Source organism: Acidobacteriaceae bacterium (assembly GCA_035944135.1).
Taxonomy (GTDB): Bacteria; Acidobacteriota; Terriglobia; order Terriglobales; family Acidobacteriaceae; genus Granulicella.
Genome location: DASZBM010000002.1, coordinates 736,359 through 758,928 on the forward strand (window position 1 = coordinate 736,359; position 22,570 = coordinate 758,928).

Annotated in this window: 21 protein-coding genes and 1 tRNA gene; 7 read left to right on the forward strand and 15 right to left on the reverse strand. The window is 59.7% G+C overall.

All coding sequences use genetic code 11. The features are described from left to right. Positions 1-25 precede the first annotated feature (25 nt). Positions 26-102 (forward strand) — tRNA-Glu (locus VGU25_05780). 153 nt (positions 103-255) lie between these two features. On the opposite strand, the gene VGU25_05785 is transcribed toward VGU25_05780, so the two are convergent. The 5 genes from VGU25_05785 to VGU25_05805 form a co-directional block, all read right to left on the reverse strand. Then, a complete protein-coding gene (locus VGU25_05785) occupies positions 256-1,779 on the reverse strand; it encodes an MFS transporter (protein ID HEV2576702.1) in 1,524 nt (507 codons plus the stop codon). Between the two features lie 164 nt (positions 1,780-1,943). Further along, positions 1,944-3,686 carry an FAD-dependent oxidoreductase gene (locus VGU25_05790; GenBank protein ID HEV2576703.1) on the reverse strand — a complete coding sequence of 581 codons (1,743 nt, stop codon included), beginning with the start codon at positions 3,684-3,686 and terminating at the stop codon, positions 1,944-1,946. A 263-nt stretch (positions 3,687-3,949) separates the two neighbouring features. Then, on the reverse strand, positions 3,950-6,730 hold the full coding sequence (locus VGU25_05795) for a TonB-dependent receptor (protein ID HEV2576704.1): 2,781 nt from the start codon (positions 6,728-6,730) through the stop codon (positions 3,950-3,952). Positions 6,731-6,924: 194 nt separating this feature from the next. Next, positions 6,925-7,515, reverse strand: coding sequence for a hypothetical protein (locus VGU25_05800; protein HEV2576705.1), 591 nt, complete (start codon positions 7,513-7,515; stop codon positions 6,925-6,927). A 154-nt stretch (positions 7,516-7,669) separates the two neighbouring features. Continuing rightward, on the reverse strand, positions 7,670-8,281 hold the full coding sequence (locus VGU25_05805; protein ID HEV2576706.1) for a PEP-CTERM sorting domain-containing protein: 612 nt from the start codon (positions 8,279-8,281) through the stop codon (positions 7,670-7,672). Between the two features lie 232 nt (positions 8,282-8,513). Between VGU25_05805 and miaB the strand changes: the two genes are divergently transcribed. The 3 genes from miaB to VGU25_05820 are packed head-to-tail and all read left to right on the forward strand — an operon-like array spanning position 8,514 to position 11,662. Then, positions 8,514-9,887: a tRNA (N6-isopentenyl adenosine(37)-C2)-methylthiotransferase MiaB gene (gene miaB / locus VGU25_05810; GenBank protein ID HEV2576707.1), complete on the forward strand. Its 1,374-nt coding sequence runs from the start codon at positions 8,514-8,516 to the stop codon at positions 9,885-9,887. Between the two features lie 22 nt (positions 9,888-9,909). Next, complete coding sequence (locus tag VGU25_05815) at positions 9,910-10,446, forward strand: bifunctional nuclease family protein (GenBank protein HEV2576708.1); 537 nt, start codon at positions 9,910-9,912, stop codon at positions 10,444-10,446. A 52-nt stretch (positions 10,447-10,498) separates the two neighbouring features. Beyond that, positions 10,499-11,662, forward strand: coding sequence for a glycosyltransferase family 9 protein (locus VGU25_05820; GenBank protein ID HEV2576709.1), 1,164 nt, complete (start codon positions 10,499-10,501; stop codon positions 11,660-11,662). Here the strand turns inward: VGU25_05820 and aroA are convergent. The 4 genes from aroA to hpt form a co-directional block, all read right to left on the reverse strand. Further along, the gene (gene aroA, locus VGU25_05825; GenBank protein HEV2576710.1) at positions 11,659-12,966 is read right to left on the reverse strand and encodes a 3-phosphoshikimate 1-carboxyvinyltransferase; all 1,308 of its coding nucleotides are present in this window, start codon (positions 12,964-12,966) and stop codon (positions 11,659-11,661) included. The two genes, VGU25_05820 and aroA, sit on opposite strands and share 4 nt — an antisense overlap. Before the next feature lie 35 nt (positions 12,967-13,001). Further along, positions 13,002-13,673: a UdgX family uracil-DNA binding protein gene (locus tag VGU25_05830; protein HEV2576711.1), complete on the reverse strand. Its 672-nt coding sequence runs from the start codon at positions 13,671-13,673 to the stop codon at positions 13,002-13,004. A 26-nt stretch (positions 13,674-13,699) separates the two neighbouring features. Beyond that, positions 13,700-14,056, reverse strand: a complete 357-nt coding sequence (locus VGU25_05835; GenBank protein ID HEV2576712.1) for a hypothetical protein — start codon at positions 14,054-14,056, stop codon at positions 13,700-13,702. 73 nt (positions 14,057-14,129) lie between these two features. After that, a complete protein-coding gene (gene hpt, locus VGU25_05840; protein HEV2576713.1) occupies positions 14,130-14,654 on the reverse strand; it encodes a hypoxanthine phosphoribosyltransferase in 525 nt (174 codons plus the stop codon). 149 nt (positions 14,655-14,803) lie between these two features. On the opposite strand from hpt, the gene VGU25_05845 reads away from it, so the two are divergent. Further along, the gene (locus tag VGU25_05845) at positions 14,804-15,676 is read left to right on the forward strand and encodes a prolipoprotein diacylglyceryl transferase family protein (protein ID HEV2576714.1); all 873 of its coding nucleotides are present in this window, start codon (positions 14,804-14,806) and stop codon (positions 15,674-15,676) included. Position 15,677: 1 nt separating this feature from the next. Here VGU25_05845 and VGU25_05850 read toward each other — a convergent pair whose 3' ends face one another. The 6 genes from VGU25_05850 to VGU25_05875 all read right to left on the reverse strand — a co-directional run bounded on the left by VGU25_05850 (position 15,678) and on the right by VGU25_05875 (position 20,537). Beyond that, a complete protein-coding gene (locus VGU25_05850) occupies positions 15,678-16,388 on the reverse strand; it encodes a M48 family peptidase (GenBank protein ID HEV2576715.1) in 711 nt (236 codons plus the stop codon). A gap of 215 nt (positions 16,389-16,603) precedes the next feature. After that, complete coding sequence (locus tag VGU25_05855) at positions 16,604-17,179, reverse strand: hypothetical protein (GenBank protein ID HEV2576716.1); 576 nt, start codon at positions 17,177-17,179, stop codon at positions 16,604-16,606. Next, on the reverse strand, positions 17,176-17,478 hold the full coding sequence (locus VGU25_05860) for a hypothetical protein (GenBank protein ID HEV2576717.1): 303 nt from the start codon (positions 17,476-17,478) through the stop codon (positions 17,176-17,178). The genes VGU25_05855 and VGU25_05860 overlap by 4 nt, the downstream gene beginning before the upstream one ends. 237 nt (positions 17,479-17,715) lie before the next feature. Then, positions 17,716-19,041 (reverse strand): tetratricopeptide repeat protein, encoded by a 1,326-nt coding sequence (locus tag VGU25_05865; GenBank protein HEV2576718.1) that lies wholly within the window; start codon positions 19,039-19,041, stop codon positions 17,716-17,718. Between the two features lie 168 nt (positions 19,042-19,209). Beyond that, complete coding sequence (locus VGU25_05870; GenBank protein HEV2576719.1) at positions 19,210-19,947, reverse strand: zf-HC2 domain-containing protein; 738 nt, start codon at positions 19,945-19,947, stop codon at positions 19,210-19,212. Next, on the reverse strand, positions 19,944-20,537 hold the full coding sequence (locus VGU25_05875) for a sigma-70 family RNA polymerase sigma factor (protein HEV2576720.1): 594 nt from the start codon (positions 20,535-20,537) through the stop codon (positions 19,944-19,946). The genes VGU25_05870 and VGU25_05875 overlap by 4 nt, the downstream gene beginning before the upstream one ends. Positions 20,538-20,679: 142 nt before the next feature. Here VGU25_05875 and VGU25_05880 point away from each other — a divergent pair, with 142 nt between their 5' ends. Next, positions 20,680-21,696 carry a metallophosphoesterase gene (locus VGU25_05880; GenBank protein ID HEV2576721.1) on the forward strand — a complete coding sequence of 339 codons (1,017 nt, stop codon included), beginning with the start codon at positions 20,680-20,682 and terminating at the stop codon, positions 21,694-21,696. After that, positions 21,693-22,490: a heme-binding domain-containing protein gene (locus tag VGU25_05885; GenBank protein HEV2576722.1), complete on the forward strand. Its 798-nt coding sequence runs from the start codon at positions 21,693-21,695 to the stop codon at positions 22,488-22,490. The genes VGU25_05880 and VGU25_05885 overlap by 4 nt, the downstream gene beginning before the upstream one ends. The last annotated feature ends 80 nt before the right edge of the window (positions 22,491-22,570 follow it).

Here is a 22,570-nt window from a genome sequence, read left to right on the forward strand (position 1 = left end):
GCAACAGAGCGATTCTCTCTGTCGTGGCGATATGGTGTAACTGGTTAACACGTCGCCCTCTCAAGGCGAAGAGTTCGGGTTCGAGCCCCGATATCGCTACCAAAAACCTTCAAAATAGAGACGAACTCAGAACCATGGATGAGGCTCCATTTAGTGAGCTTCGTTTGGTGGCCGTTTGGTGGCTCTTGAACTTCGGCAAAGCCTGCGGCCAAGTTTGTGAAGCTCGCCCGGGATGAGGCCTTCAACTGGGTACGCTCACGGACGTTCATCGCGAACCGTAGCAATGGCGGTGAAACCTGCGGCTGCGGCTGAACCCGCTGCGAGCAAAACGATCAGACGAAATGCGCCAACGAACGCTTCATCAATCGCATATTTCGCGTGAACATCTGTGGTCTGAATAGCTCCCAGGCGACGTCGCTGTCCTTCCACCTGTGAAACGGTCTGCGATGGGAGGTGCAACACAACCAGATCATTTTTCAGCACAGCGCCAAATCTTGCGAAGAATAGTGGTGCGGTCAACGCAAGCGCAAGCAAAGCGGCCGTTTGGCTTACAGCATTATTAATTCCTGAAGCAGTGCCAGACAGGTTCTCGTCAACGGAGCTCATGACGACGGTCGTCAGAGGCGCCACACTGATCGTCATTCCGAGTCCTAGAACAATAGCCGCGGGGAAGTAGGTTGCCCAGTAGGTACCTCCGACTCCCGGGAACGCGAGGAGAACATAGCCAAACACGGCGATAAAGGGTCCGACGACTAGTGGGAGGCGAGTTCCCCATTGTGCAACCAGTCCACCAGCCCAGCGAGAGAGAAGAAACATCACCAGAATCAGAGGCAACATCGCTGCTCCCGCCTCTGTGGGTGTGTATGACTGCGCCTGAATGAGATTCAAAGGCAGGTAGAACAGGGCCGCAGAAAGCGCTCCATAAAGGAAGAAAGTCAGAAGATTTGCACCCGCAAAGGTCCTGCTCAAGAAAAGTTTCGGATTTATCAAGGGCGATCGAGCATAACGCTCGTTGACAAGAAACAGTGCGGAAAGGACCAAACCGACTGCGCCAGCGAGGCGTGAAACAACGTGCCCGTTCGACCATTCCAGCAAGCTATATGTAATGCAACCGAGTCCCGTTGTTACCAGGAATGCGCCTCTGACGTCGAGTGGATTGCTGCTGCGCTGTTCACGCTTGGGAATTTTCACCTTCGTTGTCCAGACCGCTGCAATCGCGATCGGGATATTCACGAAGAAGGCCCAGCGCCACGACGCGTGCTGCACTACCCATCCTCCGATCACAGGACCGAGCGCGGTCATGATGGCCGCGAAGCCCGACCATGTTCCGATTGCCCGGCCGCGCTCTGCACCCACAAACTCGCTGCTCAGCAACGCGAGACTATTTGGCACCAGGAGAGCTCCGCCCACACCTTGCAGGCAGCGCGCGAAAAGAAGCTGCCCGATTCCATGAGCCAAACCGCATCCCAACGAAGCAATCGCGAACAGAACAATCCCGCACAGAAATATCTTTCGTAATCCGAACTGGTCGCCTAATGATCCTCCTATCAGCAGCAGGGAGGCGAGGAACAGTGCGTACCCTTCGACGACCCATTGCACCTCTGTTCCCGTCGCACCGAATGAGTTCTGCATGCTGGGAAGTGCTACATTCACCACCGTCCCATCGATGTAGTCCATGCTCGAGCCGAGAACCGTTGCTGCAAGGAGCCAACGGGCGTTCGCAGGTGCGACCGCCGCAGGCACTTTCGTTTCAACACACGGCATGGGGCCACAGTTCATAGTGTTCAGCCGAGCATGAGTAAACGGTAGAAGCGCCTTGTATGTAAAGAGCGCGGCAAGAGCGGCTAGATCGCAACCAGGAATTTGTCCGGTGAAGAGGTTTGCTTCTCCTGGGTAAAGTCCTGCGTCTGGCAGAAATTCCTTGTCGGAATATTCCGAATCGCTTATTGATGAACCGGCTGGAGTGACGCTGCAGCGCTCGCCGATCGCAGTGCGGCCAGCGCGGAATGGGGCTCGACGGCGAAGCTATTACGATGGTCCGCGAGATAGCGGTGAACGTCCGAGATGACCACCGAACCTTCGCCGACCGCTGACGCGACACGCTTCACCGAGTTGGATCGCACATCGCCGACCGCAAATATGCCAGGCACACTGGTTGCATAGGGAGTCATCTCGAAACCGTCCGTGCCTCCAGTAAGGATGAATCCTTTTTTGTCGAGCTTTACTGTGCCAAAGAGCCACCCGGAGTTCGGCTCGGCGCCGATCATCACGAAAACGCTTCCAATGGGCTTTACCGTCAAATCATCCGATTTGCGATTGATCCAAGTGACGTCTTCGAGCGAAGACCCGCCTTCGAGCTTCACGATCTCAGAGTCTGTATGGAGCGTAATGCGAGATGAGCTTTCGATGCGAGAGATGAGGTATTGCGACATCGTGCTTGCGAGAGATTTACCGCGAACAATGTGATGCACATGACTCGCGATGCCGGATAAAAACACCGCAGCCTGCCCTGCGGAGTTTCCACCTCCCACTACGATCACTTCGCTGTCGCGGCAGAGCAGCGACTCCATCGCTGTCGCGGCATAGTAGATCCCATGGTTCTCAAAATGGCTGTAGTTCTCCACCGATAGCTTGCGATACTGTGCTCCGGAGGCGATGACCACAGACCGTGAGCATACCGACATGCCGCCTGCAAGGGTCAGTTTGTGGATGCCACCAATCTGTTCCGCCGTCACCACCTCTCTGGAGATGGCGAACCTCACGCCGAACTTCAACGCCTGCAGCTGAGCGCGGCTCGCCAGCCGATTGCCGGAGATGCCGGTAGGGAAGCCGAGGTAGTTTTCGATCTTCGAACTCGTACCGGCCTGACCACCGGGAGCAGTGCCTTCGATCACAAGCGTGCAGAGTCCCTCCGATGCAGCATAAACAGCGGCCGCCAGGCCCGCAGGTCCAGCCCCGACGACAACCACGTCGTAGATCAACTCTGGGTCAGGAAGCTCCGTGATGCCCAGTTCGTCGGCAAGCTCCGCGATCGTTGGGCGATACAGGGTGCGGCCATCAGAAAGCACAACGGCCGGGATGGAAGGTTCAACGTCGGCCAGGCCATTGTCCGGCACAGGAGCCTGTTGCACCGGTACTTCAACTATCCTGTGCGGATAGTTGTTGCGGATGAGGAAACGCTGGAGTTGAGTCATCTCCGCATCACCAGCTTGACCCATCAGCACAACGCCACCCGCCTCTTCGCCGAGCAGGCCAATACGGCGCCAGATCGTAGCTTGCGTAATGAGGTTTGCGATATCACCTTCTGCACGCATCAGCCGCCGCAACTCGTTGCGGGGTATGCGGAGAATCCGGCTTTCAGTGACGGTTTGCGCTTCGACCAGCGACCCCTGTGAGTTCAGAAGATTCAACTCGCCGGAGAACTCAAATCGGCGATGATGAGCGATAACTTTCGTTTCGCCATTATCAGCGGGCAGGTAAATACTGACTTCGCCGTCGAGCACGACGAACATATCCACCTGGCGCTCGCCGCGAGTAAATAAATGTTGGTTCGCCGGGATGATTTCCTCTCGACCATAAGGACGAATGCGTTCAACCATCTCCTCCGTAAGTTGAGGAAAGGCGAGTTCCGGCCGAAAATCCGGAACGTTCCATGCGCTGGTGTGGCTGTTTCCTTCTTCGGGCATGAGTGGTCGGGTCCTCGCTGGATGCGGATCCATCATCTGCCACAGCGAGCACAACCGTCCAGATTGCAGGCCGAGTGAGATATTGAGTCGGCAGGCCAGATGTTGGCGAGGATTAGGAGGGTTTAGTTAAATGCAGAAGCACGAGCCGTTTCTGCGCACTTAGTGTCCCACTCTGGATAGGGGTTTGCACTGCCATGCCTGATAGAAAAACGCCCTCTCCGAGATATACGGAGAGGGCTGCCGAACGATTCGCGAATCGGTTGCTAGCGCTTGGAGCTAGTCCCGAACGTGACGGTGAGCATGATGCTGCGGGTCGCAAGGATGCTGATGTTGTCCTGGCCGCTGATCGCCGTCGAGCCGTTGAATGGGTCGGCGTAGGTGGTCCCGTTGGCGGTAATGTTATTCGCCACGGAACCGTTGCTGTAGCTGATGCCAGTGATCGAGTGCTCGTTGAAGAGGTTGTTGGCGCTGAGGCGCAGCTTCGTGCCGTTGAAGCGACTGCCGCTGCGGATGGTGTAGTTGACGAAGACGTTTGTCATGCTGAATGGATCAATGGTGCCCTGGTTGTGGTACGCGCCGTTGTCCTGGTACTCGAGGCCGACGCGTTTTTCGAAGAGCGCCGCGTCCCAGGCACCGTGCTGGTAGGTGACGCCGATAGTTTCAACATCGGAGGGTGTTTGGGCGATCCACATGCCGCTCGGCGCATTGACCGCGAGGGTCGGTGTGGATGAGCTGCATCCGGTTGCGCCGGAGGTGCAGCTTACGCTCTCCGAACCGACGTAGACAGCGTGGTTATAGCTGGCGTTCAGGTAAGCGCCGAGGCCGTGGGTGAACTGGATGTTGCTCTGGCCTTCGATGCCTTGCGTGACCGATGGCGGCTGCGCGTAGAAGACGGGTTCGCCGGTGGTCGGGTCCGCGGTGGACGAGTAGCTGTTGTCGAAGTGGATATGGAAATAGTCCGCGTCGAAAGTGGCGTGCTTGAAGACGAGCACGGTACCGGTCTGGTACGTGGTGTTCATCTGCTGCTTGGGCAGCGCGCCGACGCCGAGGAACGTTCCGTTGGTGTTCTGCTTGTAGTCGAAGACGCCGGATGGCGGAACGATTGAGCCCTGCGCGAACTGTCCGTAGACGCTCATGTTCGGGCGCAGGCGGAAGTTGGCGCTGGCGGAGGGAAGTGAAGCGAAGTAGCTGCCGCCGTTCGCAATGAACGCGTTCGGGTTGACCGACGAGTTGGTGGCCGGGTTGCAGGTGCCGGGGACGAAGCAGCCGATGGTCTTGCCGTCGTCGGCCCACTGCTGCGTGCCGATGGTGTAATACGCAAACTTCACGCCGGGCGTGAGATCGAGCCGGCTAGTCACGTGCCATTGATATTCGGCGAAGGGCTGGTATGAGTTAGTGACGAACTTCTCGGCGAAGTTGGGGAGCGCTTGATCTGCCCAGCTGTTCAAGGGGTCGGATGGATACTGATGGCGGTTCGTGTTGGCCCACTCGTACCACATGCCAGTGCGAAACACTCCATGCTTCGAGACGTTCGAAAGCTCTGATATCTCGCCATACTTGCGATAGCTGTTGTACTTGTCGACGCCGCAGGGCAAAGCACTGACGCCCTTCTTGCTAGTGACGATGACGTTGCAGGGGGCGATGGACATGCCGAGATACGTCTTCGAGCCGTTGATGGTCGTGGACTCGGTGATCGGTGTGGCGTTCGAGTACTTCTCCGAGTTGTCGTAGTCGTAGGTGTAGGGCTTGATGTCGAGCAGCCAGTTTTTGGCGAAATCGTGGTGTACGCCGACGTACTCGAAGTCGGTGGGCACGTGGTAGTAGTTGTACCGAGTATCGAGGTAAAGGTTGGGATCGGAATTATTGGTCAGCAGGAAGTTGATGCCGGCATTCGTGTACGGCATCAGTGTCGTTGTGCCCGAGATGTAGCAGTTGTATGCCGATGACGTGACGCCGTACATCTGGCAGCGTGTGGCTGCGAAATTGGGCGTGTTGGCATCTACCCAGATCACTTCAGAGAAGCCAGTGAGCGTCGTCTTGTCGGTGAGGCGGTACTCGAGCTTCAGGTCGCCGGAGTTGTACTGCTGGTTGTTCAGGCTCTGATAGCCGTGCGATTGCAGGTGGTGAATGTCGATATCGGTGTTGAACTTTTTACCGGGACCGAACGGACCGGAGTCGTAGGCGGCATCGTAGAGATACGTGTTGAACGATCCACCGGAGAAGGTGAAGCGAAGCGAGTCAACCGGCGAGAGATCGCGCGAGAGCAGATGGATCGAGCCGCCGAAGGGTGTGGGCCCAATCGTCGACGCGGTGCCGGGGCTGCGGTCCATGTTGATGCCGCCGACGGCCTGCGCCGGGAAGAACGCCCAGGAGTGATGCGTGGGCGTGTTCGTGTCGTAGAAGGGGATGCCGTCGAAATCAATGTCGTAGTCGCCGTCCGGAAAGCCGCGGAAGTATGTCTTGGACTGACCGAGACCGACGCCGTCGCTCGAGAGCGTGAAGGTGGACGGCGCCATCTGCACGAGCTCGCCATAGTCGGAGACCGGCGATGTGAAGTTGTTGATGAAAGACGTGGTGATCAGCGTCTGCGCGGAGGTCTCATCGAGTTTCGCATTCAGCGGTGCGAGCGCAGAGGCGACCGAGTGCATAGGATCGGCGGCGACCGTGACGTTCTCGCTCGTCGAGCCGATGGTGAGTGCGAAAGTGAGATCCGAAGTATCGGCCGAGACCTGCACGGCGGACTTCGTCTGCGCGGTGAAGCCGGGAGCGGTAACGCGGACGGTATACAAGCCGGCAGCGAGACCTGAGAACGTGAAGTGTCCCTGATCGTCTGTGGTCGCCGTTACCGTCCTCCCACTTGCGGTGTCCCGCGCGCTGACGGTGGCCTTCTGGAGCAAGCCGCCAGTCGCATCGGTGACGGTGCCGTGAAGTGTGTTGGTCGATTGCGCTAACGACGTTCCGCAGAGAAGGAAGAGAACTGTCAAGAGTGTGATGGCTGCGGCGTGGCGATGCTTGATGGTGCGGGTGAACACGAATGCGTTCATGGCTTCCTTAGTTGCTAAAGAGTTTTTGCACTGATTGGACACACGAAGACAGTCCAGTAGACATGCGGTAATTCGCATGTCTGACCGACAGACGGCGCACGCTGTTTCGGTTCTTTAAAAGATGAGGCGTGCCGGCGCGCGAAGAGTAAACTCGTCGTGAAATAGCGGTAACAACGTTGTAAAAACGCGCTGGATTACGTCAGCGGCAGCGTCTCTTTTATGAGACGTTGTGAGTGGAGATGACCACTTGCGTCGAAGTTCAGGACGATGACCCAGTCATAAACATCATTGGGCCATTTGCCGCCCGGGATGAGATTGGGCGAAGCGCCGAATGCAGTGAGCAGGGCGGGGATGGAGCCGTGGCGCCAGGCAACGAGCGGGTGGTTGCCGTGGGGCTGGGTACGCAGGAGTGTGACCAGCGCAGTCGGAGCCTTGGTGCTGATGGAGCTATCGACTGCGAGGCCGGTGGCGCGGCTGAGAGGCACGAGAGTGAGGCGAGGGCGAATGCTGTCGACGGAATCCGCGCCGGCGTAAAGCGCGTTGACGCGCAGCTTGAGGCCGCCTTCGTGAAATGGCTCGAAGTAGTGCACATATGCTTTGGCACGAGCCTCACCAGTTGCTGTGAGTTCGCGACCAAGGAGAGGCTTTTCGGCGTGCCGCACGATCAGGACGGTGTTTCCAGCCAGATGGTCGCGAACAGGGATCGGGGCGTGAGGAGGAGCAGAAAACGCAACCGCTGCGACGAAGGTCAACCGAAAGAAATGCCCAATGCGTACGAGGCTCATCCGATCATCGTGAAGGAGAGAACATCATGTGTGTATGAAATTCCTGTGAACTCGACGCTACAATGGACGGCTCAGATACAGCCGAGTTTTTTTTTGCGCATGAAAGAGCCGCCTCGTGCGGGAGGCGGCTCTTGTGACGCTGGTTCAAGTGTTCTTATGCCCGGAAACGCCGGCGAAGAACGCCAGCAGCACCCAGGATCGACGTGCCAAGCAGAGCGAGGCTGCTCGGCTCCGGAGTCGCCGCCGGAGCAGGATCAATATCATTGATGTCAATCCCAATCGAATCCGCCGTGCCGGACACGCAGCCATGCCTCAAGCTGCAGGATGAATAATCGTAAGATCCTACCGCCGAATCGTAGAACAACGACAGCTCAGTGTAGGTGTCGGTCAGGCCCGTAGCCGTAGTGCTGAGGTCGAAGTCCAACCCGTTCAGATGGAGAACCCCGGCGATATCATCGGCAAGCTCATTTGAGCCACCAAGCCCATTATCCAGGTTCCCAATCGCGTAGCTCACTCCCCCAATGTCCAGGCTTCCTGTAACACCGGTGATCTGGTACTCATTCGGCAGAAAAGTGGTGGACGCCGTCGGGCTGACGTTAGTCGTGAAGAAGACGTCGGTAACCCCAGGGCTGCTGGTTCCGTTTGAAAACGCCGGACCAAAGGGAAGAAATGCACCGTGGAAGCTAAGGGAGAATGTATCGGCTTTTGCGACCTGGGAGCCCAGCAGAGCGGTGCCCAGCGCACATAGAAGGAGCGCTCGTTTCATTATTGACCTCATTAAGTTGAGTTGGAACTCGCATTAGCAAGAAGCAACTCCTGTGCCATTCTTCGCATCACGATTTGCACAGCGGAACCAGCAAAACCCCAACAAAACACGGGTAACTACCTAAAGTGATGTGCAATTTCTTGCGGGGAAACTAGCGACGTTTGTTCACCTTCGTGATTACTAAAGCAGCATGCACGCCCGTTATACTTGCTTCAGCACCACCGTGAATCAAATGAGCAAGACCTTTTATTTAGAAACCTTTGGCTGCCAGATGAACGCGCACGACTCCGAAAAGGTCGTCGGCACACTGCAGCAGGAGGGCTACACCCAGGTCACCGATGAGACCGACGCGGACCTGATTCTTTACAACACCTGTTCCATCCGCGATAAAGCGGAACAGAAAGTCTTTCACCGGCTCAACGAGTACAAGCGTATGCAGGGTGAGGGCAAGCGCTTCGGCGTGCTCGGCTGTGTCGCCCAGCAGGAAGGCCAGCGCATCTTCGAGCGAGCACCCTATGTCTCCCTCGTTGCCGGCTCGGCCAGTTACCGCAATCTTCCCGAGATGCTTCGCCGTCTTGAATCTGGCGAGACCCGCGTTACCGGGCTCGACGACCGCCAGACCGATGAGACCTTCGACACCGAGTTCACGGCCCGCTCCAACCCGCACCGCGGCTACATCACCATCATCGAGGGCTGCGATAAGTTTTGCGCTTACTGCGTCGTTCCATACACCCGCGGCAAGGAGCGCTCGCGTTCCTCAGCTTCGGTGCTCGCTGAAGCTCAGCGCATCGCCGGGCTTGGTTACACCGAAATCCAGCTCCTCGGCCAGAACGTGAACAGTTACCGCGATCCCAGCGGCCGCCGCACCTTCGCCGAGTTGCTCATCGCGGTAAGCGAGATCACCGGCATCCAGCGCGTGCGCTTCACCACCTCGCACCCGCGCGACTTCACGAAGGACATCGTCGACGCGATCGAACAACACCCGAAGCTCTGCAACCACATCCACCTGCCCGTGCAGTCCGGCTCGACGGACGTCCTCCACGCCATGCAGCGCGAGTACACGCGCGAGTGGTATCTCGAGCGAATCCAGTGGACCAAGGACGCCAAGCGGGATATCTCGCTGACCACTGACATCATCGTTGGCTTCCCGGGCGAAACCGACCGCGACTTCGAGCAGACGATCACGCTGCTTGACACTGTCGGCTACGACGGCGTCTTCGGCTTTAAGTACTCGCCGCGGCCCAACACGCCCGCCATCCATATGCACGATTCCATTGCAGACGAGGTGAAGGCACAGCGGCTCGCCATCCTGAACGAGCGTCAGCGTGAGATCCAGCGTACAAACTACCAGCGACATCTCGATCAGGTGCTCGAAGTTATGGTGGAAGGCCACAACACGGCACGCGGCCAGATCGTCGGCCGCTCCTCGCAGAACAAGACGGTCAACTTCGCCTGCGATCACATCCCGGCAATCGGCAGCTATGTCGACGTTCGCGTGACCAGGATCTTCCCGAATTCGCTTGTTGGCGAAGCCGTCTCGATGCCGATCGCTCCTTCGGCGACTCTGCTGGCTCACCAGGCGTTGAACGCGCGCGTTCCAGCCTAGCGAGTTGTACACTAAGAGCGCCATGAATCTCCCTGGATTCAAGCCGGAGCCCGAGGCGCAGCAAACCTCCGACGCTGAGATCGAGGTGAGGATTCGCGGGTTGATGATGGACCCCTCCACCCATCAGCCAATCGTCGTGCTGAACGACCTCGCCGGCGAGATCGTGCTGCCCATCTGGGTCGGCCTCTTTGAGGCGAACGCGATCGCGCTCGAAATCGAGAAGGCCACCATGCCGCGGCCAATGACGCATGACCTCCTACGGAATGCCATCCACGGCCTGAACGCCCGCATTACTCGCGTCGTGGTTGGCTCGCTGCGCGAGGAGACCTTTCACGCGACGATCTGGATGGATCAGGCGGGCGAGGTTATCGCACTCGATGCCCGTCCTTCAGATGCCATCGCGCTGGCTCTTCGCGCAGACTGCCCCATCTTCGTCAGCCGTCAGGTTCTCGAGCAGGCAAAGCTCGCCGCGAGTGGCGCCCTGAATCCCACCGCGGAGGATCTCCGCCGCTGGCTCGAAGGCCTCAACGATGACGAAATGGGCCGCTACAAGATGTAGCAGCCGGGCGGCCCGCATGTACGTTAGGTCCGCAGTGTAGTCTTTCCACTGAATGCGTTCTCTGTTCCTTCGTCTGCTCTACCTCGTGCTTCGTTCGTCGCGCCCGCGCCGACCTGCAAAATCATCGAATCCCACGATCCTTCTTCTGCAGTACCAGACGCCGCTCGGTTGCTGTGTTCATTGCACCCCCATCTTCACCGCGATCAAACGCGCATTCCCGCAGGCAACGCTGATTGTGGCGGCTCGCGGCCTCGCCCTCGAAACATTTCGGCACGACCCCAACATCGATCACCTCATCCGGACGCCCGCTCCCTCTGGCCTGAAGGCGCTCTTGGGAGTTGCCCGTCTGTTGCGGCGTGATCTGCTGGCACGCAGGCTCCATCCGGACTTCGTCCTGCAGGACGCTTCGAATCGCGCAGGCTCTTTTGCCCTGCTCGCCGCGTCGCTTCGCCTGGCTCCTACAGTCGGCTTCGCAAATGCCCCGGAACTTTACGACCTGCATCTCGGCTACGATCCAAACCTCAGTCTCATCGATAACAACCTGCGTCTCGTGGATGCACTGAGAGGATCACTCAAGGAATCTGCAGGCGCGCCGTCCGCCCACGTTGAGCCATCCGTTTACTTTTCCGCAAGTGAGATGAGCAAAGCAGAGGCGCTCCTGCGGCAAGCCAATCCCAGTGACAGGACAGTCGTCGCCATCGTCGTGCAGGGAAGTGGCGGCCAGCGCACCACCTGGCACGAAGAACGCTTCGCGCAAGTCATCCAGCACATCGAGGAGAGCGGCCACGCCACGATCTTTCTCGGAACCGCGGCCGACGCAGGCACAATCGAGCGCACCATGACACGCGCCTCATCGCGCGGCCTGTCGCTCGCGGGCCAGACGTCAGTCCCCGAGCTCGCAGCCGTCCTCACTCAATGCGATCTAATGGTCACCGTTGACACCGGCACGATGCACGTCGGTCGTGCCGCCGGCCTTCCCATGGTGGTCCTTGGACCCTCGTGGCAGCGGCCCATCGAGTGGCTGCCGTTGACCCTGCCCAACGTGAGGGTTCTCCGCGGGTCCGACCGTAACGACGTCCCGCACGACTATCAGCTCGATGAGATCCAAACACCTGCCGTCCTTGCCGCAATCGATGAGCTGCAAGCGCTCTTCCCGCCGTCCAACGAAGCTCGTGAACATCGCGCGGCAAGGTTGCTCTCGAGCACGCGGACCTAGCGAATCGCCAACTCGTCCAGCCAGTCGAAAAACTCCGGGAAGCTGATGCTCGCCGCCTCAGCCCCATGAATCATCGTGTCACCACTGGCGCGCAGAGCCGCGATCGAGAACGCCATCGCAATCCGGTGATCCGACCCCGAATCAATTTCCCCACCATGCAGCTGCTGGTTTCCCGGTACATCGAGCCCATCCTCATGCTCCGTGACCTCGGCGCCCATTGCCCGAAGGTTCTTCACCACCAGCGCAATCCGGTCCGACTCCTTCACACGCAGCTCGCGCGCATCACGAATCCGCACGCCCTCTGTTGTGTACGGCCCAATCGCCGCAATCACCGGCAGCTCGTCAATCAACTGCGCCGACATCGCCCCCGAAATCGTAATCCCCTTCAGCTCACGATTGCGATTCACCTGGATCGTGCCGATCATCTCGCCGTGCTGTTCCTGTACATCCAGCACCTTGATATGGCCGCCCATCGTCGTGATCGCGTCCAGCAGGGAAGCACGCGTCGGGTTCAACCCCAGCGAATCCAGCACCAGGTTCGAGTCCTCAAACAGCAGCGCCGCACACAGGAAAAACGCCGCCGACGAGATATCGCCCGGCACCGTCGCTTCGATCCCATGCAGCTCCTGCCCGCCGGCGATGTACACGCGATCGTCTCGACGTACAAGCTCCGCCCCGAACGCCTTCAGCGCGTGCTCCGTGTGGTCGCGCGTGCGAATGCTTTCCGCGAACGACGTCGTGCCGTTCGCCTGCAGCCCCGCGAACAGCACGGCCGTCTTCACCTGCGCGCTCGCAATCGGCGCCTCGAAATCAATCGCCTTCAACTCGCCGCCATGAATCGTCATCGGCGCATGGCCATCCGTCAGCGACACGCGCGCGCCCATCTGCTCCAGCGGCTTCCGAATCCGTTCCATCGGCCGCTTCGTCAGCGACTCATCTCCAACAAACCGGAACGTCCCTTGCTGCGCCGCAACCAAACCCGCGAGCATCCGCATCGTCGACCCGGAGTTCCCGCAATCCAAATCGCCCTTGGGCTGCTGAAACTTGCCGCCGGTTCCTGTCACCTCAATCGTCCGCCCCACGCGCGCTGTCTGAGCGCCGAGGTCCTGCATACAGGCCAGCGAGCTGTGCGGGTCCGCGCCCGTTGAAAAGTTCGTCAGCCGCGAGGTCCCCTTCGCAAATCCCGCCAGCACCGCATAGCGGTGCGAGATCGACTTGTCGCCCGGCAGCGTCAGCGAGCCGCGCAGACCGCGTGCGGGAGAGATAACCCGCGTCGTTGAGTTCGTATGTATCTCAGAAGGCATTGCCATTATTGTAGCGGCGACGGCTGACGAAATCCTTACTTGGCCATCGCCGGGGTCCCCGACGAGCTTGCCTCGTTGGGGTGGATCGCGGTCGAGTACGCCAGCGCCAGATCATCCACCAGCCAGTGATACAGCCGCTCATGGTCCTGCTCATCACGATTGCGCAGAATCGCGGATGGGTGCACCGTCGCCATCACGCGCTCCGAGTACGGCGTCGACAAAATCTGCCCATGCTGCTTCATCACCGAAAATGTCCCGCCCAGCAGAGACTTCGCCGCACTCGCCCCGAGACACAAAATCACCCGCGGCTTCACCGCATCAATCTCCGCCTGCAGCCATGGCCGGCACGCATTGATCTCGCTCATCCGCGGATTCTGGTGCAGCCGCAGCTTGCCCCGCTGCACAAACTTGAAATGCTTCACCGCGTTCGTGACGTAGACCTCCGCGGGCTTGATGTGCAGCTCATCCATCGCCCGCCGAAGCACGCCGCCCGCCGGTCCCACGAACGGCTCGCCCTGCTTGTCCTCTTCGTTGCCCGGCTGCTCCCCTACGAGCATCAAGTGCGCGCGGCTCGTGCCCGCGCCCGGCACCACCTGCGTCGCATGCTTGTACAGATCGCATCCCTTGCACGCAGGCATCGCCTCCGCAAGGATTGGCAGCTTGTGCACGGGTGGCACGAACGGTGCGGCGGACATCTTCTCAGCCATCGCTTTGTAAGATGAGCCGCGCTACCCTAGTTGTCGCCTGCCACAAGCGCGAAGCAAGCCAATCCGAGTGCGAACAGAGCCCCGATCACTGCGCCGGTGGCCGGCACGGAAAGGTGCGGAGAAGCTCCATATCCTGACCCATGCGGCCGACGCCGCCCCCGCCGCGTCGGATACGGACGAGGCATCGGCGGCACACCGCCGGGCTGAGGCGCCTCCGCAACCCTCACCGCATCCGACGAGGACTCCAGTGCCACTATTTGCACCGGAACATCGCGAACGCCGTAGGGAACATAAAAGTTCGGTGACCGCGCAGCCGCAATCTCCTGTGCGCTGACGGGAAGAACTACGAGAAGCATGCAGAGTGTAATCGCTAGCGTCTTCATGCCAACGAGTCTCCGCTCAAACTCGCGTGCTCACAGGACAGCTTGTGACACTTTCGCGACTGTCACACCGGGCTTAATGTCCCGCGGGCGTGTCCGGATAGATTCGGATGTCTCCCACGCCGCGATACCGCTCGGCGAAGTCCATGCCATATCCCACCACGAATTTGTTCGGAATCTTGAAGCAGACATAGTCCGCTTCAATCGGCACCAGCCTGCGATCCGGCTTGTCCAGGCACGTCGCAATCTTCAACGACGCGGGCTTGTGCTGCAGCATCAGCTGCCGCAGATAACTCAGCGTCAATCCTGTGTCGAGAATGTCCTCCACCAGGATCACGTGCTTGTCCTCAATCGGATTATCGATGTCCTTGATCAGCTTCACCTGGCCCGACGACACTCGCGCGCGTCCATAGCTCGAAACCGCGACGAAGTCGAACGTGTTGTCGACCGTGATCGATCGCGCCAGGTCCGACAGGAAAATCGCCGCGCCTTTCAGCACGCCGATCAGCACAATCTGCTTCCCAACGTAGTCGGCTGATATCTGCTCGCCCAACGCATGCACGCGTTCGGCGAGCTGCTCGCGCGAAAAAAGAACATCCATCTTCTGGGGAGGAACGTAGGCAGGTAAAGACATCTTAAGCGTAGGGTAGCGGATTGGAGCGATGAGGAAAAGCCGGGCACTTTAGCCTTTCTTGTTGTCATGCCCGCAGGGAATCTACCTTTCACCCGCGCCGATATACTTAAATCTGCATGTATCCGTACATTCACCTTGGCTCGTGGCACATCGGAACCTTTGGTCTGCTGCTCTGGCTGGCGGCAGTTTGTGCCACGGTCGTTCTCCACTTCAACTTCAAACGCAATGGCGTAGACGCAGATGCGCTGAACGTGGTCGCGCTAGCCGTCGTCGCCGGCATCCTCGGTGCCAAAGCCTGGCACGAGCTGCAGGATCCCACCCGGATTCTGCCCGAGATCCACTACGCAATCCGTGACGCCGGCGGCAACGTGTTTTTCGGTTTCCTGCACTGGTTCCAGGCAGGATTCGCGTGGTTTGGCGGCCTCCTCGCCGCAATCCTCGTGCTCATATGGCAGGGCATCGTAGCCAGGCCCAACGGCCTCCGCGGCCACTGGGCCGCCATCCGCATGCTCGACCTCGCCGCACCCGCAGCGGCGTTTGGCTACGGCGTCGGCCGCATCGGCTGCCTGCTCTCTGGCGACGGCGACTATGGCATCAACACGACGCTGCCCTGGGGCGTCCACATGGCAAAGGACGCACTCGTTCCACCGAACCCGCCGAACGCTCTCGTCCAGCCCACACCTATCTATGAATTCCTCTTCTCGGCGGCCCTCGCGTGGTGGCTGTGGAAGCGTGGATCCAAGCCTCGCCCGCTTGGCTTCCTCACCGGCGAATACCTCCTGATCAGCGGCATCGGCCGCTTCCTCGTCGAGTTTGTAAGGATCAACCCGAAGCTGTACTTCGGTCACACCATGTCCAATGCACAGGTCGCAGCGCTTGGCACTGTCGTCGTCGGCGCGCTCATTATGTTCGCGACACGCAACAATCAGGTAGTCGTCCCAGAGCCACTACCGGCGAACAGTGGCGTCCACAAACCCGCCGCCGCCTGATTTACAACCGCTTCAGATACTCCCGTGCCAGCTCCAGTTCCGGAAACAATCTCTCCTCAGCCTGGAACTCGCGCGAATGCACGCATCTTCGTCCCGCGCGCACCCGCACAGGATGCTTCAGGTGCAGCATCTCGTGATAGAGCAAATACTCCACCGCGTACCGCGGTGTATTCGGACGATCAAACACCCGGCTCACCACAATCGTGTTGTGCGCGGCGTCATAATGGCCCAGCATGCGTTTCGCATAGTGCGCGCTCCAGGTTAGCGTCGGCCGCCCCAGCAGGCCATGAAAGAACCTTGCGTTCAACGACTCGAACACCTCATCCAGGTCGTAATGATGTCCCTGCGCCGAGCTGATGCGCTTGCGTCCGCGTTCCTGACGGATCCGTTCCGCATGCCTCAACACGGTCTCTGACTGCGTGTATCGCCGGTAGCGATCCGCAAAGTGCGGATGAATCGGTTTACGGTATAGCTTCGCCAGCAGGATGTGCGCGATTGCCTGATGCACTGTCTCTGGCGCGTGCTCTAGGAGATCCGAAAGCCGCACGATCAGCCTTCCCTCGCGCAGCCGGATCGTCGTGTTCAGGCTCGTAAACCGCCGGAACTTCACCTCGAGCGGCGGCATCGGCGCGCGAGGACGCAGCGCCCGGTACTCCGTCGCAAATACGGAGACGAGATCAGCAGATGCAGTGGGCAGGGCAGAACGGGACACGCTGAGCCCAGATTAACATGCTGATTCGCGTTTGCTTTTCTCGCTCTCATCCCCGCAGGGAATCTGCTTTTGCTTTCACTTGGAGGCGAACTGCAATCCTGAACCCTTCGCGTTTCGGTAATCGCCTGTTGACAAGCCCCGATCCACAGAAAACTGCGTTTCCCACACCTGAATTTCCGGAAAAATCAATGTTCCACGTGGAACACTCCCTAACGCTACTGCGGAACCGGGGAGTGTTCAGGATCCGCGCGCTCTTTTTCGACCTTCGCCGCATCCGGATGCGCCTTGAAATACTCCGCCTGCTCGGTCTGCATCGTCGTCGCCGTATCCCGCATGTCCTTCAGCGAATCGAGCGCCATCTTTCGGACTACGTTATAGGCTTCGTCTTCAGCGGGAGCACGCAAAGTCGTTGACCATCGTTCAATCGCGCTGACGAGCTTCGGCAGGGACTTGCGAATGTCCCGGTGCTTGCTCTGATACTCGTCCAGGTTGTCGTTGAACTCATCAGCGATCGACGAAAACTGTTCGATGAGATCGTGCATGTCCTGATCAAAACCGGGCCGCCGCGGCTTTGACAGAAGCTCCTCGATCTCCTGTTCGCGCGTGTCCAGAATCTTCACGAAGGTCATCACGCGGTCGTTCGGGATGTACGCTGCGTCGCGAAGAGATTCGATCTCCTTCTGGCTCATTGTGCTGTCATCGTCCTGCGCCAGCGATCGCATCGCCGGCGCAAACACGACGAGCAGGCAGGGAAGCAGCGTAAGTCGCAAAGCTAGGGTGTGCAGAGTCATTTCGAGAAGATCATAGCGAGCACTTGCGTGTGCAGCTGATTCACCCGCTGGAGAGCCGTCTGCGTAGCGTTGCGTTGATCCATCGACGCGACGTGCGCCATGTCCGTAAGCCGGCGCGTAATGTGCTCCAGCAACATCTCTGCATTCTTCAGCCGCTTTGCGTTAGCCGCGGACGCCTTCTCCATCTTCGCCGCGACGGAATCAATCTGCGTGAGCGTCGTGTTCGCGTTGCCTTCGTCTCCCGCGGCAATCTGCCGGCCCGCAAGCTCCGTCAGCCCGTGCAGCACTTCGGCAAACATGTAGCACTGGTCACGAGGTTGGGCGGATTCAGCACGCTGCTCCATTTGCAATAGCGCAGCAGCGTCCAGCGGAGCCTCGTCAAGATGAGATGCCCGCGCAGAGGATGGAAATGTAAGCAGAAGAATGGCAGCAGTGAGGATGAGACCTGTTTCTCGACGGACCCAATTCAGTGACCCGGATTGAGTGACCATAGCGCACCCCCTTTCAGGATGCAGCGATGCTCTAGCTCTCGTGCGCTACTTCTCGCCTTCCAGGGCGATCAGTCGGTGGCGTGCCTGAAACTCCTGATCAGGATACTTCCCGCCGGCTAGTGCCAGGAATGCACGATACGCTCGTTCCGCGTCCTTGTTCTGATGCAGCGTGTCATGCGCCGTTGCCTCAAGGAAGAGGGACGCTGGCGAGTTGGGCAGAACTGTAGCACGCTCAGCGAGCGCGTGCAATGTCAGTTGTGGATCGTGGTTGCGGGAAGCCGCAAACGCCAGGTGTCCGGCCGCTTCGCCCCAGTCCGCGTCCGAGGGGAAACTTGATCGCATAGCGACCGCTTTGGCCAGTAGTGTCTGCGCTTCGGCGAACTTCTGCTGCTCAACAAGTGAACTCGCGAGATCGTCGAGCAGCATCGGGTCGTTCGGGCTTTGCTGCACAAGAGATCGCAATAGCGGCTCAGCCTTCGCATTGTCGCCGGTCAGCGTGTACAGGTGAGCCAGCAACCGCGTAATCGCGGGATTCGCAGCCGCATTTGAATCTGAAGCGCGCAGTTGCTCGATCGGCGGAATCGCCTGGTCACTCTTGCCCTCCGCGCCATACACGGCTGCCAATTGCGAGAGGAGTCGCGGGTCGGCGGGGGTGGTTTTGAGGGCGGAGGTAAGGACGGACTCGGCTTCTGCCGTCTTGCCTTGGGCGGCGAGGGAGTGGGCGAGGCCGGCGGTGGCGGCAGGGTCGTTGGGGGTGATGGCGAGCAGGCGGCGGTAGGCTGATTCGGCCTCGGGGAACGCGTTGGCGTGCTCGGCGAGCCGGGCGGCGAGCAGGATATCGGCCGGCGTCTCGGGGGTGAGCTTGAGGGCGGCAAGCAGCTCGTCGCGGGCGGCGTCAGGGTCGGCGTGCTCGTCCAGGACGGCGAGTGAGCGCAGGGCGCGGGCACGCAGGTCGGGGCTGGTGTCGGCCAGGTTGCTGGCGGCCTGGAGTTCGCGGTGGGCGGCATCGAGGCGGTCGTTGCGGGCGTCAAGCAGGCCAAGTGCCAGTTGGGGTTGGGCGAGAGATGGATCGGCGGCGATGGCCTGCTTGTAGGAGGCTGCCGCAGCGGTGTCGTCGCCGGTGTGCTCCTGGGCGAAGCCGAGATCGTAGAGGATGTGGGCGTTCCTGGGCTGGGAGGCGGCGAGCGGCTTGAGGGCGGTGATGGCTGCGGCGTAGTCGCCACTCTCCAGGGCGGATTCGGCGGAGCGAATCTGGGCGTTGGTGGCGTCCTGCGGGGAGGGGGAATCGGCTTCTCGGGTTCCGGCGGGAAGGTTCTGCGCGGATGCGGAGACAGCGAACAGGAGCGCTGCGATCAGGGTGAGAAATTGCATTTGGAGGTTAGACCCCTTCCCCCCGTCAAAAGTGTGCAAAATCTTCCAGAAAAAAGACTTAGGGGTGGACCTAAGAGTGCATTTAAGAACTGAAGCCCGGCGCTTTGAGCACCGGGCAGGAAGCTTCTCTACCTTTCAGGATAACAGTGATGTCAAGCCGCCTGCTCTTCATTGAGCTGCTCTGAGCACCGTTACCAGATCATCCAGACGCCTTGGGTCGACGTCGCTTACTGCGATCATTTCAAGCTCGGAGGTTCGGAAGCCTGAGACATTGAAGCCCGCCCGTTCCGTTTTGGGAATCGCCGCTGAGCCTGGGGCCTGCTCCACGAACACCGAAACTTTGTGCTTGCCGATGCTGAACAGGAGCTGCGCGACAGGCTTGCCTTGCAGATACGTGAGGTTCGCGCCGTCGAGCGTCGTGTCGGGCGGAAGAGACGCCGGCAGATTGAAGCTGAAGGGAAGCTTTCCCTGGAACCACGGCTTGACGGTGTGCCGGTCCGACGAGATGACTTCAGGCGGCCCGGTTCCCGCGAGGGTTGCGATGTGCTGATCGGTGACCTCGCCGACTAACGCAGCCTGGTTCGTCTTCCCGCGCGACGCACTCCAGCCGATGGCAAGGCCGACACAAACGGCGATCACCGCAGCAACAGCCGCCCAGCGCGGCCAGCCGACTTGCCCGGTGCGCGGTTCCGCGGCCACCCGGCGCATTTGCCGCTCAAAATCGCGCGGAAGATCATAGCGGCGGCCAACAGTCGCAACCTCGCGCTTCATGAGACCCATCGACAGACAGCGAGAGCTGCACTTGAGGCACGTCGCGAGGTGGTCATTGGCTCTCGCCAGTTCCTCGCCGCTTAGCTCCGCGTCGACGACTGCGCTTAGCATCCTCTCGGAAAGATGGTCGCTCATATCCTGGCCCCCGCTGCTGTACTCCGATGACCTTCGAGGCCGGCCCGCAGTGCGGCGCGCGCCCGCGCAATCCGCGACATCACGGTGCCGATTGGAATCTCCAGCACAGCCGCAATCTCGCGGTACTTCATCTCCTCCACATCGCACAACAGCAGAACTTCCAACAAGGGTGGCGCCAATTCCTGCATTGCGTCTTCAAGTGCGGCTCGATCTGCGAGCCGCATGAGGTTCAACTCGGGCGTCGCACGATCGATCGCCGCCTCGGGCAGTTGAACCGCGCTGTTGTCATCCCACTCCTCTTCGAGCGCGACCGTGCGCCTCGCCGCAAGACCCTGACGCGAACTCAAATAGGTGTTTCGCAGGATTCGAAAGATCCACGCCTTGAAGTTACTGCCTTGCTGAAACCCGGCAAAACCGCGCAGCCCTTTCAGAAACGTCTCCTGCACGAGGTCCTCCGCATCGCTGGCATTGTGTGTCAACCATCGCGCCACGTTGTAAAGCGAGGCGAGCAACGGCATCGCGAGCTCTTCGAATCTCTGATTGGCAGGGCTCTCGCCATCAGTCGCGCGCTTCCAGGGCAACAGCGTCATCGCTGCAGGCTTTCTCGCCTCCGTTTATGCAAACAGGTGTGTCACCGATTTATTCCGGATTTATTTGGCAGTTATTTGGCAGTTATTTCACGGGGCCCGGAATAAATCAGCGCCCACTCGGTTTCTCTCAGCGGAGGAACCTATGCAGGATAACCGTACACCACCCGAGCTTGATGCAGCCGAGGCGTCTGAGCCAGAACTTTCTAACAACGACAGTGGCGCGAGCCATGATGGAATCGATCGTCGCAACTTTCTGAGTTGCATGGCCTGGGCCGGGACCGGATTGCTCTGGTCGATGGCCGGCGGTGTTCCCATTTCGAAGCTGGTGAGCGCCAATGCCGCCACGCCCGCGCGCGCCGCTGCGGGCTCCGCCTTCAGCTTCGTGCAAATCAGCGACAGCCACATCGGCTTCAAGAAAGCGGCGAACCAGGATGTTGCCGGCACGCTCAAGCTTGCGATCGACAAGATCGATGCCATGCCCGTGACGCCCGACTTCATGCTGCATACCGGCGATATTACGCAGTCCGCCAAGGCATCGGAGTTTGACGACGCGCAGCAGATCATTCGCGGCTCCAGCATCCGTGACGTCCACTACGTGCCGGGCGAGCACGACACTGCAACTGACGATGGCGCGCTCTATCGCGAGCGCTTCGGTAAAGGAACTCTTGGCAGCGGATGGTACAGCTTCGATCACAAGGGGGTTCACTTCGTCGGCCTGAATAACTCGCTGCAGGTGGATGCGATGGGCGGCCTCGGCGCCGACCAGCTCGACTGGATGAAAAAAGACCTGGCGGGACACGCCGCATCCACGCCCGTCGTGGTGTTCGCGCATATTCCACTATGGATGGTTTACCCGGATTGGGGGTGGGGAACCAAGGATGGCGAGCAGGCGCTTTCGTATCTGAAGCGCTTTGGTTCCGTGACCGTGCTCAATGGCCACATTCACCAGGTGGTTCAGAAGGTCGAGGGCAATGTTTCGTTCCACACTGCTGCATCAACGGCATTTCCGCAACCCGCGCCAGGCACGGCTCCAAGCGCAGGACCGATGGTGGTGCCGGCTGGAAAGCTGCGCAGCGTGCTGGGGGTCACTGAGGTCAAGTATGTCGCCAGACGCGGCCCGCTTGCGGTGATTGATTCTTCGCTGGAGCAGGAGGGATGAACAGGCTGCCTCTCATCGGCCTGTCAACAGTCCTGGCCACGGCTCTCTCGTTACTGCTGGCCCGCGTTCACCTCTTCGGTAACGCGGGTCTTTACTCGCATGCGATTGTGGCCGATCCAATTCCTGCGGAGGCGGCGATGCCCGTTCCTGTACGGGCGCTGCTGAATCAGAAGTGTGTCGATTGTCATTCGTCGCAGGCGCGCGCTCCGTTCTACGGTCACTTTGCACCGGTCTCATGGCTGCTCGAGCGTGACATCGTTGCGGCGCGCAGGGAGATGAATCTCTCGAACTGGACTGGCTACACACCGGACCAGCAAGATGTTTTCAAGTCCAAAATTCTGCAGCAGCCGAAGTCGGGCGAGATGCCGCCGTTGCAGTACCGCGTGATCCACTGGAGTTCTCGCATTACGCCCGCAGACATTCAGGTACTGGCTGCATGGGCAGGCGGCGAACAGGCTAACGACGTCCGGGAGGAAGCCGCGCAGGCGGGAGATCCCGTCAGCGGCAAGGCTGTCTTTGAGAGGCGCTGCACGGGTTGCCACGCGCTGACCACGGACCGCGAAGGGCCGCGCCTGCAAGGCGTCGTCGGGCGGCGCAGCGCGTCGGTCCCTGGCTTTCCTTACTCGACCGCGGTGCGACAAGCAAACATCATCTGGAGCGAGGAAACGCTCGACCGGTGGTTGACTGACCCCGATTCTTTGATTCCGAACAGCAACATGGACTTCCGCGTGCCCCAGCCACAGGAGCGAAAGGATCTGATTGCGTATCTGGGCACAATGGCGGCGGGGCGATAGACGCCAAGCTGAAGCGGATCGAGAAGTGCAATTTTCATCTTCGCAGTTGAATACAAACGGCGGGATCGGACATCTAAGCG